Here is a 10,802-nt window from a genome sequence, read left to right on the forward strand (position 1 = left end):
GTCCTGGACGGGCTATAGAGCCCATCCCACAATTATGTGTAAATTATTTAATTAACGATTTTTAGATTGTTTGTATTTGTTAAATATTGTTGGTGAAAGGGCCCCGACAATTCCCGACCGCATATTTTTTTTGACTTACTAACTAATGACTGAGGACTGCTGACTAATGACTAATTATTAGTCCCAGCCGAAGTCTCGATCGCACAATTGAGCTAATCTTTGGTTGTGCGGTCGAAAATATGCTCTCAATTGCTCGTATACAGCCTCGCTGATGGGCGGATATTCGTTGGAGTTGTGCTTGCCGTAGTTTTCTAGTTGGTGCGGCGGCAAGTCTAAGAATTCTAATACTTTGTTGACGGTTTCTGAGGGGTTGGCATACAAGTCTTCGCTTTTGATGATTAGCATTTGTGAAGGGGGAAATAGTTTCATCCACGCGGGAAGTTGATCGGCGTAAATGCCGCGACTTAAATAACTGTGGTGTTGGTATTCGTAACTGTGGTAGTTTGGGTTGGCTAGGAGTTTTTCAAGTTCGCCTTTGAGTCGAGCGGGTTCGGCTGCGATCGCATCTTCTAATGATAGGGATTCGTATTCTATTCTGATATAGTGATAGTAATGAGAAATTGCTCGATCGACTGGGTTTCTCAGCAGGGCGATGATTTTAACTTGCGGACACAAATCGTGGATGCGTGCTGGTACGCGGGGATGAAATATGTAGTAGGGACTGGCTTCTCCGGTTACTTTGTCGGTGTCGTTTGCTGGCTGGGGAAATTGGGCGCGGTACCACTCCGGGCCTTGGTCGAATTTTAAGTCAAAATAATGTACTTCTTTTTCGGTGGCGTGGGCGATTTGGGGATGTTTGGTGAGATAGGCGTATAGGGATGTTGTGCCGCCTTTTTGGGCACCGATGATGATGAAGTCGGGCGGTTTTCGGCTGTGGCTCATGGGTGGTGACGATCGCGCAAAACAAGAAATCATCGCTATTTTAACGCGCGATCGCACGCCGAAGTAACACTCAAATGCGATCGGGCGGATACAGGCTTCGGAGATTGCGGGTTTTTGGCAATTGTGGGCTGGTTTTCTCGCCACTAAATCATCAAGAGCGATCGAACTCACAGTCGATCGGGGCACTGACAATTAGGATAGAGGTAGGCTAGAGTGAAATTCCCCAAGCCCAAATCCTGGCAAAGGAAATCTTGCGGGGGAAAACAAATCGGCGGTTGTACTCTCCTGAGAATAGGAGGCACAAAATTCTGCCGGGGCGAGTTTGACTAATCGTCCTTGAGGCAAACCCGCAGTCGGGTAAATCCGCCCCCATCCGACAAAAAAACCGCCGATTGTGCCAGATATCGACAGTTAAATCGGTTATCGATTTTGAGATTTTATTTGTTTGCCAAATAACATATTTTGTGAATTTGTGCAAGGGCTGATATGGATGTTGTGGAAAATGGGAACAATAAAGATGGGATCGTACTGTTCAGCAGTATCTACCTGCAATACCATCTCTGAAATTATTCAGGAAGGCGTTAATGTTTAAAAGCAAATTATCCAAAGTTATCGTATCGCTGCTGCGGCGGATTGCTGGGGTGACCAGATCCGGGGCGAAGCGGCTGATGAGAGCAATGCTGCAAGCGCTGATGGCAATGAGCCGCCGGGCACGACTGCCGGTGGCTGGGTTTGTGTTGCCGACGGTGACGATGGTGTTGCTGGTAGTGATCTTGTTGACGGTGGCAATTACTCTGCGATCGTTCGATCGGGCAAATACGGCCCGCAACGTGCGCGTGAACCAGCAGGTGCTGGCGGCCGCCACTCCCGCGCTCGATCGGGCAAAAGCAAAAATAAACTTCCTGCTGTACGAAGATCCGCAAAGACCGACGGCGACTCCCTCCGACGCAGAAATGTACCGGATGATATCTGATAGCAGTGGTGGTGGTAGCGGTACCGATACTTATACCTTTGGGGACGAGACACGTCTAAAACTTAAAGCCGATCTAGACGGTAACAATAGTATATTATCCCCCGATCTTCCCATTACCAATACTCGCGGTGTCGAGATTAATGAATCGATAAACACTGCTTGGAGATATCCCGTCGATACGAATAACGATGGCAATTATGACACTTTTACTCTCTACGGCATATTTTTCCGCAGCCCCCCACGTATTACAACAGGTGCTAATGCAGGCCAGTTCGAGAGGGCAAGAAAGCCACTGGAAGCAAGAACCCCACCAATGTCCCTTGGCGTACTGAAAAAAGGATGTGAGGCAGCAGCAGGTAATATCGCTAGCTTGGTTGGGGATTCCGGTTGGTACAGGGTTAATGGCCGATTGTTAAAAAGTTTTTTTGTTTACACGGTTAATGTACCGATTACAGCCTCGGAAGCTAGCAGTTTGGGTGGTAATTATAAAGAATTCACAGGAACTAGCAGCATATCCGCACTCGAATACCAGCAAGACCAAAGTCGCATTCCCCTCAGCAACAACGCGGTTGTGTACGAAGACGACTTAGAAATATCTCCAGGGCCTCCCGTAAATATCAACGGCCGAATGATTACAAATAGTAATCTTCTTGTGACGGGGTTGCGCGCTGATAACGATTTAAAATTGTATCAAGTTAGCAGCCAAAATTCGTGTTTTTACGAACAAGAAAATAGCAAAATAATTGTTGGTGGTAATGTAGTAAATGGCGGTTCTGGTGATAATTTTGGTGCTAACAAAGTTCAAGTACACCTGTTTAAAAAGCCAGATCCAATAATAGAGCAACAAATTAGCAAGACACTCGTAAATGAAAAAAGTGGTCAATCTGTTGCATCAAGTGCTTTAGACGTACTTTACAACAACGCAGCATTTCAGGAGCGCATCGATTTGCTAGTGAAGTGGCAGGTTCTTAAACCCGTTACTGATGACCCATTGTCAGTCCAGCAGAGACCGAAGACTCAGAGCCGGGAGCAAGCACTAGAAAATTATTTTAAACTCACAACGCGAAAAGTTCCCTTTGCTGAAGTGGCATTTGGAGAAAGCGGAATTACTGACTACGGCCCTCCACCAACAGGAACCTCGCCCATTGAACCAGGTAGTAGCGGAGAGAATCTACGACCAGTCGAGAAATGGAACCTTCCGACTGATGCTAACACTCAATTAAGTCTCAATCTAAACCAGCTAGAAGCAACAGAGATCGTTCCAAACAAGCAGCTCGAAGAAGAAACATACCTGGGCGATCGCGTGGTTGCAGGTAACAGCTTGCCTAATAAGTGGTGGGACAGCAGTCAAAATAAATTAGTCAGCACAGAGCAACCAGTCGCTGGAAAGTGGAATAGCGACTCAACAGACACAGGTCGCACGCGCACTTCGCAGATAACAAAGCTCGCTGACGTGGGGGCGACAGACCGCGGCAACGGTTTAGGAGAAAAGACAGATGCAGACCTCAGAGACGGTTTCTGGGAAGCATCAGCAGCCCAAGTACCTAAAACAGCAGTCGATGGGATTGGCGGTTTGCGTGTCATCACCAGTGCTGGAGTTTACGATCGCAAAAATTCCTTTCTCCCACCTCCTGTATGGCTTGATGCTGGCGTTGAAAAATATGGACCGCCCACAATCAATGACCCCTTGGTTGTGGCAAATACTTACGACGACCCGGCAACTGTGAGTCCAGAAGAGTACCCCGTTGTCTGGCCCGATACCATGCCGATGTCGCCACTAGGATCTGGGTCTAAAGTCTATAACAATAATGCTGATGCCGGCAGCATTCGTGATTCAAATTGGGTGGACTTTCCAGGACCCTCAGATGGCTCGGGGCTGCCTACCCGACTAGTCGCTACTACACAATACCCCGTTGAGCTTGGCGCCAACAATCGGCAATATGCCAAAGGTGATTTGCGGATGCGGGCAGCGGCAGTTTATCACTATGCAGAGAAAGGCTACAAGGCTGACGACATTGTTCCACCAGCTCAACCAGTCCAAGAGCCGATCGCCTGCGTCAGCAGCTATTACGACCCCAGCAGCGCTTTGACAGCCCTCAATATCGACCCGCTACCCAATGTCAGCGGACAGGGAGCAGGAACGCAGCCAACATTCATCGGATCTAATAACGGCATCACCTACGGCCCCCCTCAAACATCCAGACCAGGTGCTTCCAATGTAGGGGCTAACGGCTTGCTGAGCGGTGGCGATGCAGTTTTGGACAATCAAGCCAACTTAGTCTTCCCCGACGGTCGCTTTGCTAACGGGCCTTTGCGATCGGCTCTCCAAGTGGCTGACACCGAGCGCACTTTGGCACAAAAAGCTGCTATTGACTCAACGAATTGTGCAATCGACATTCTAAAAGGCGCTATCACTCCCGATCCCGCAAAGATTCCTCACGGGGCAATTCAAGAAGTAGCATTTTTGGATGCCAGAGAAATCAAGGCAGTCGATCGGGACGATCCCGATACCAAGGTTAATGAAGCCTTTACGCTGAGCAGTCCTCTTGCTCCAAAGCCCCGACCAGCAGGCTCCCAGGCAGCAAACTTAACAGGAGATTACAATCAGCCCATCGAAGAACGGCAACCCCTAGAAATTCGGGCAACTCAGATTGACTTAGATCAACTTCGGAAGACACCTATCGCTCAAAGTAATGCTACTGGGCCAAGCCCGGAGTATTTGCTGCCCAACAGTGGAATAATTTATGCCAGCCGAGATGACGCGCTGCCCGATCGCAGCGATCGGACTCTCGATCCCGCGACTGGAAAGATCGATGAAAAGACCAGCAAAAGAGTCAGCCCCTCGGACTCTCTGCTCGATCCAACCCGCAAACCCAACGGCATTGTCTTAATCAACGGTAAAGAACTATTCCGCGGCACGAGCCCGGACGTAACCAGTGTGACAGATTTGGTCAAGCAAAAAGGCTTGATTTTAGTTTCTAATTTGCCGGTTTATATCAAAGGAGAGTTTAATCTTCACACCGGGGGCACTACTGGGCAAGAGTTTAACCAGGCGCTGACCGGTACTTGGAATCAAGCTGATTTCTACGAAGGTCGAACCACCCTTAATGAGAGCTTTGCCTGTCGCAAGGGCGACCCGCGACTTACGAATTGTGGGGGTGACAATTGGCGTCAGGCAACAGTCCTAGCAGATGCTGTCACCCTGCTGTCAAAAAATTACCGTTTTGGCTTCCGCAACGAGGGTGACTTTGACCTCAGAAATAATGTCGGCGCTGCTGCTGTAAAACCCCGCAAAGAGAAAGGATTTTTCAACAACAACTTTGTGACTAACGGGCTCACTAGCGGAGCATTCTCAAATACTGGGAATCTTGTTGTAACTGGAGGGCTTACAGACACAAGTTACAAAAACGTCACTGGTAAGCTTGATAGTTCTTACTTCACTAACTTCGCCACCCCTGTCCAGCGGCGCGGCGACTTCCCAGAGTATTTGATGGAAGTTTGTATGAAACTGCCTGTTTCTGAATGCAAACCTGATGACTGGTATGTCAATCCGATAACTCTGAAGCGTGCAAATGATGGTGGTGTGTCCTCTACCGATTGGGTAGCCGGAGCTGGAACAACTGCTACTCCCCCAGCATTAGAGTTGCAACGTTTCCCCCGCCGCGTTGCTTTTCAAAGAGACAGTAATTATGAGCTGACAGGAGAGCCATTAGGAATTATCAGCGGAGCAGTTAGTGCCGGTAGGGGCGATCCACAACCCAATTCTCTATGGTTTGCCACGGCACCTTCCCCTACAACTATGAGTTACGACGGGAATCCTGATGTGCCCTTTCGACTCAACACCAATGTCAATGATTGGAATAATCAACTGTTGCCGGATTCTACAATTCCGACCAGGCAGCCGCTGCTCATGCCAGTCTTGCAGCTCCAAACAGTGACATTGGATAATGGAAGTGGCACAACTCCACCGCAAGGCGATACCGTTACAGGAACGGGGTGGATAACCCGAGCCGAGGATAAAGAGACAACATATAATTTAATCATCGGCTCCGGCGACATTCCTTCACGAAAGCTCGGCCCCAGTACGGGCGAATTTAACGGTGGCTTGCAAAACTTCCCCCGCTTCTTGGAGAGCTGGAGTAAGGGCAAAGACAACAACATTAAGGTTAAGATTCAGGGTGCTTTCGTCCAACTAAACCGCAGTGCCTTTAGTACCTCACCATATCAGCCGATTTTGCCAGCGAGCTCTCCGCAGAGGACAGATCCAGCAAGGACTCTAAAAAGTCTTTTCGCTCCCCCAACGAATGCTACAGTTACTTATACACCTCCCGAAGCTGCACTAAACTCCCCCGGATACAAAATTGAGGGCTTAGGTCTCATTCCCTTCTTCAGACCGCCCGATCGGGATTGGGGTTATGACGTGGGTATGCTATCTCAGCCACCTGACTTGTTTACCCAAAGGTTCACTACTCCTCCCAGAAAGACTGAGCCGGCCGAGTATTTCCGGGAAGTACCTCGCAATGACGAGTGGGTAAAAACTTTGATGTGCGGAGTCACGGACAACGCTGCTGCCACGCCGGCTACCCAAACCGTCGATCCTACCAATCCAACTCAATGCCCCATTTAACCCTCTAACTTTCCGCCGCGCAATTACTGGAGTCCTACTTATGACTGAGCAAAAACAACACCAAAATTTATCCCCTTCGCGAGATGGCGGCTACACGATTATCGAGTCATTGGTAGCGATGATTGTAGTATCGGTGCTGATGATCGCGATCGCCCCGGTGATGGCTTTCTCAGTAGCGACTCGCGTCCAAGCGCGGCGGATAGAACTGGCCACGCAGGCGGCGAAAACTTACATTGACGCTCTGAGAGTGGGGGCGACTCCGATTCCAATTCAGACATATACTGACGCTTCCCAGGTTCAGCCCGCTCCGGCCAACAAAACCGATGATTTGTACTGTTCTAACTCAAATCAAACAAGCGCAAACTGTGACCAAAAAGAGTTTCTTGTTCAGGGTATTCGTTCTGCTGGGGCCAACCCGACAGACACGGGCTATTCTTTAATAGTCCGCGTTTACAGAGCCGATGCCCCCTTTGGGTCTTTGACAACCGGACAACAATCAGTTGCCAATTCCGGTATCGGGAACCCGAAAGCGCCTTTGGTGGAAATGAAGACAGAAATCCCGCCTACTACAACAGGTGAGTCCGCCTACCGATCGTTGTGCGATCGACTCAAAAGCGCAAATGGCTGTAAGTAATAATCAAAGTCCCAGTGATTCAATTTAAAATCGCTCCCCCAATTTGACAAAGGAAACAGTCAAAATGAAAAGTTTACTCAGGTTGCTTCTCAAAAGTCAGCACCAAAAAAACCGCTCTCACCCAACTCAAACAGAAAAGGGCATGACTCTTGTCGAGCTATTAGTGGGAGCGATTATGGCGTTTTTAATCATCACCCCGATGCTCGCCTTTGTAGTCGATATGCTGAATACCGACAGAAGGGAACAAGTCAAAGCAAACACCGAGCAAGACATTCAGGCGGCAGTTGATTTCATCGCCCAAGATTTGAATCAAGCTATTTATATTTACGATAACGATGGAATTACTGCGCTCAAAAATAAAAATTTCATCCCCCAACAAGCAGATCGAACTCCAATTCTTGTATTTTGGAAGCGACAGATTCAGCCAAATGCTCTTCCCGTTATTCCAACAGCGGCAGACACTCCTAACCCAAAAAATTGCGAAACAGGTACACAATGTAATGACGCCTATGTTTTATCATTAGTCGCCTACTACCAAATTCAAGAAAACGATCCTAATTCTATTTGGTGTCAACCGTCAGGAGCCAATTGTCCTACCCGTATCGCTAGGTATCAAATTCGAGACGGGCTGAAAGACCCTAAAGCAACAAGTCCAGCTACTGATCCTTACTATCAGACTGTAGAACAAGGACAAAAACGCAGTGATGCTTATAATCCGGGTTTTGACCTCAGTAAGCCCCTGGAGAATGTGACGAAAAACAATAACTGGAACTCGGAGGAAGTATTAGTTAATGACATCGACTACAGTAGTAATGATGAGACTAAACTACCAACGGATGAATGCCAAAAGGCTCTGGGAAATCCCACAACCCAAACTGGAGCGACAACATCCAAAATCTTAGAAGGCAGTTTGAAAATAACCGATCCGCCAGATCCACAAAGTAAAAATAGTTTCTACGCTTGTGTAGATACACAAAGAAATATAGCCAGAGTTACGATCAGAGGAAATAGCCTCCGCCGCCTTCAAACTGATGCTAATTACGATGACAAGAAATCGGCATTTTTCCCAACAGCAAGCGTGCAAGTACAAGGTTTAGGTGCGCGAGGACAGTAGCTGCCGCCTGAAACGCAATTCCCGATCGCCCGCAGCCGATCGCCCAAACAGGAGAAAACAATGAAAACCCCACCAATATTATTAAAAACCTTGCAAAAGTCGATCGCCAAAACCCGCCATAAATTCAACAGCAGTGCATCCAAAAACCAGGATGCAGGCTTCACAATTATCGAGTTGCTGATTATAGTTTTGATTTTAGGCATATTTGCTTCCATCGCCGCTCCGAGTTGGCTGGGATTCATCAACAGACAAAGAGTTCGCACAGTGAACGATCGCGTTTTGCAAACCCTGCGAAGTGCCCAAAGCGAAGCCAAGCGAACTAAGAGCGATCGAGTAGTTACATTCTTTCCATCTGACCTGCCAACAGCTACGATTAACACAGAGCCAGCCCAAAACCCCCCGCTACAAACAGTGACTTTCGATGGTGGAGGCGAAATAAAGGCCAAACAGATTACACTTATCACGAATCAAGCCACTGCAACCGTTCCAAACTCAATCACTTTTAACTATCAGGGTAATCCCTCTCCAAGTGAGTTTTTTGTCACAGTTTATCCCTTTAATGGCGGTGCAAAACAGTGCGTAATTGTCCAAACCTTAATAGGAGGAATGAGAACAGATGAGGGAAATGGTTGTCCAGTAGTAGCCCCCTAGATATTTTGTAATCTCTAAAATCAATTTCTTATCAGTTCTGAATTGCTAATACTAATTTTTTACGAAGCTGCACAGAATTCCGATTCCCGCAAAAGAGGGCTCGCACTCTTGGCACCGCCCCTACAAGGGGGAACCGGAAGCGTTCTCAAATTCCTCCTTCTTAGGATCGAAAACTTAATAACTTAAACACCTCCTACAGTCCTCTCTACTGTAAGTTGCCAGATAAAAGGAGGCAGAGCCTCCGCACCTGCATTACCAGGCAGAGCCTGGTAACGAGCAATACCAGTCGGCGCAGGCCGACTTTGTGTGTGTAGACGTGGTTTCAACCGCCGATCGTAAACGGGGTATGTTACTTTGTAAAAAAAACTCGGTTTCTGCTAGGAAAGATTTTGTCACTGATTTTTTCTGCCATCGGGCATAGTCGTGCCGCCCATGCTAGCTCGATCGATACTAGCACCATCGAGATTAGCATTTCGCAGGTTGGCATTAGACAAATTTGCGTCTCTGAGGTCAGAAAATCGCAAGTCTGCACCGTCTAAGTTTGTCCCTGTCAAGTTAGCTTTTCTGAGGTTGGTATTGCTGATTCTGGCTCCGATTAACTCGGCTCCGCTTAAATCGGCGCGAGCGAGATTGGTATTGACAAAATCGGAGATTTCAAAGCGACTCCCGCTGAGGTTGGCGTCTGAAAAATCTGCACCCGTGACGATCGCATTTTTTAAGCGCAGGTTAACTAATTTTACCGCTCGGAGGTCGCAGCGGGCGCAGCTTTGGGTTAGCAGCAGCGTTTCGACATTGGCGTTGATTTGGTCAATTTGTTGCTGGGAGAAATTTTCCGCCAATTCTGGAGAGACGTAGCCGAGATTTTTGGGATCTTCTGCTTTTGGTTGGGGTGTTGGTGTTTGGGGTGTTGGTGGTTGAGTTGTTGGGGGTTGGAGTGTTGGTGGTTGGGGTATTTGTGGTTGGATGATTTGTGGTTGAGGTGTTTCTGGTTGGGGCGTTGCGGTTTGACCGATCGCCCTTTGTGACTGTCCCGCTTGCGGATATTCTAGAGTTGCCGCCAAAATTAGCAGGGCGATCGAAAGTATTGTGAATTTTTTCATAAATAATTTGCAATTATACGCTTTATATTGTATGGTATGGCGCGCCTTAATAGCCGTATAATGTTATTAAAATTCTCATATTATACAGCGTATCCCAGGTTTAGGAAGTACACAGTCCGGCGCGTGGTTTCTTTTCCTTATAGCTGTGTGCGCCCTACATTTACGTAAATAGATTTAAATTTAGATAAAAGACTTCGGAACCGTCAGGCGCGCGGATTAACTTTTCTATTACCGCAGGCAGTTGCTGTTGGCGGTACAACTCGGGAATTTCGCAGAAACTTGCTTCAGAAACCTCTAAGATTTTTGGCATATCGGGAATCGGAATTCCCAGGCGATCGCTTTTATTTAACGTGCAAACAATCAGGTAGTTGCAGTCAGCAATGCTCCGACTGCTGAAAAATATTTTAGATAAATTAATCAGGGTAATCAATTCTTCTTGATGCCGCACTAAACTTTGACCGTTATCTAAAAAACCGTAGGGATTAAAGTCTTTGACAACGCGCTGCACTCGTTCAATAGGAACTGCATAATTAACATTTCCCAGCTCAAAGGAAACAAGTTTTTGAGGAGCATTTTTGACATTCCCTTGTTTGTTGCCGCGAAAACGGCGATTGTAATTGGCGTGAGTCATACAGTTTTAGATTGTAATGGGGAATTGGGAATTGGGAATGGGGAATGGGGAATTGGGAATTGGGAATACCTCACTTTTTTGAGCAAGGCTGTATTAGTTATTGTTCCCGACAACTAACAAATAACAACTA

8 protein-coding genes are annotated in these 10,802 nt (G+C 47.5%); 5 read left to right on the forward strand and 3 right to left on the reverse strand.

Features of this window, described 5'->3' with window-relative positions; genetic code table 11:
* Positions 1-177: 177 nt before the first annotated feature.
* Positions 178-1,128 (reverse strand): sulfotransferase domain-containing protein, encoded by a 951-nt coding sequence (locus tag IQ270_RS23870; RefSeq protein ID WP_339384299.1) that lies wholly within the window; start codon positions 1,126-1,128, stop codon positions 178-180.
* A 398-nt stretch (positions 1,129-1,526) separates the two neighbouring features.
* Here IQ270_RS23870 and hpsA point away from each other — a divergent pair, with 398 nt between their 5' ends.
* The 4 genes from hpsA to IQ270_RS23890 all read left to right on the forward strand — a co-directional run bounded on the left by hpsA (position 1,527) and on the right by IQ270_RS23890 (position 8,941).
* Complete coding sequence (gene hpsA / locus IQ270_RS23875; RefSeq protein WP_193975672.1) at positions 1,527-6,542, forward strand: hormogonium polysaccharide biosynthesis protein HpsA; 5,016 nt, start codon at positions 1,527-1,529, stop codon at positions 6,540-6,542.
* A 40-nt stretch (positions 6,543-6,582) separates the two neighbouring features.
* Positions 6,583-7,176, forward strand: a complete 594-nt coding sequence (locus IQ270_RS23880; RefSeq protein WP_193975673.1) for a prepilin-type N-terminal cleavage/methylation domain-containing protein — start codon at positions 6,583-6,585, stop codon at positions 7,174-7,176.
* Between the two features lie 64 nt (positions 7,177-7,240).
* Entirely contained in the window at positions 7,241-8,290 is a 1,050-nt protein-coding gene (gene hpsC, locus IQ270_RS23885; RefSeq protein WP_193975674.1) for a hormogonium polysaccharide secretion pseudopilin HpsC, read from the forward strand.
* A 60-nt stretch (positions 8,291-8,350) separates the two neighbouring features.
* Positions 8,351-8,941, forward strand: coding sequence for a prepilin-type N-terminal cleavage/methylation domain-containing protein (locus IQ270_RS23890; protein WP_193975675.1), 591 nt, complete (start codon positions 8,351-8,353; stop codon positions 8,939-8,941).
* A 392-nt stretch (positions 8,942-9,333) separates the two neighbouring features.
* Here the strand turns inward: IQ270_RS23890 and IQ270_RS32160 are convergent, their stop codons facing one another.
* Both IQ270_RS32160 and IQ270_RS23900 read right to left on the reverse strand, forming a co-directional pair.
* Entirely contained in the window at positions 9,334-10,041 is a 708-nt protein-coding gene (locus IQ270_RS32160) for a pentapeptide repeat-containing protein (RefSeq protein WP_193975676.1), read from the reverse strand.
* A 160-nt stretch (positions 10,042-10,201) separates the two neighbouring features.
* Positions 10,202-10,672, reverse strand: a complete 471-nt coding sequence (locus tag IQ270_RS23900; RefSeq protein WP_193975677.1) for a chemotaxis protein CheW — start codon at positions 10,670-10,672, stop codon at positions 10,202-10,204.
* Between IQ270_RS23900 and IQ270_RS32035 the strand changes: the two genes are divergently transcribed.
* Positions 10,664-10,789: a hypothetical protein gene (locus tag IQ270_RS32035; protein WP_255532480.1), complete on the forward strand. Its 126-nt coding sequence runs from the start codon at positions 10,664-10,666 to the stop codon at positions 10,787-10,789. The genes IQ270_RS23900 and IQ270_RS32035 overlap by 9 nt on opposite strands.
* The last annotated feature ends 13 nt before the right edge of the window (positions 10,790-10,802 follow it).

The sequence above is a fragment of the Microcoleus sp. LEGE 07076 genome (genome assembly GCF_015207455.1).
GTDB lineage: Bacteria > Cyanobacteriota > Cyanobacteriia > Cyanobacteriales > Microcoleaceae > Microcoleus.

Coding starts and splice junctions, on each gene's coding strand:
- hpsC (WP_193975674.1), top strand. CDS start 7,241: ATGAAAAGTTTACTCAGGTTGCTTCTCAAAAGTCAGCACCAAAAAAAC.
- hpsA (WP_193975672.1), top strand. CDS start 1,527: ATGTTTAAAAGCAAATTATCCAAAGTTATCGTATCGCTGCTGCGGCGG.
- IQ270_RS23900 (WP_193975677.1), bottom strand. CDS start 10,672: ATGACTCACGCCAATTACAATCGCCGTTTTCGCGGCAACAAACAAGGG.
- IQ270_RS23880 (WP_193975673.1), top strand. CDS start 6,583: ATGACTGAGCAAAAACAACACCAAAATTTATCCCCTTCGCGAGATGGC.
- IQ270_RS32160 (WP_193975676.1), bottom strand. CDS start 10,041: ATGAAAAAATTCACAATACTTTCGATCGCCCTGCTAATTTTGGCGGCA.
- IQ270_RS23890 (WP_193975675.1), top strand. CDS start 8,351: ATGAAAACCCCACCAATATTATTAAAAACCTTGCAAAAGTCGATCGCC.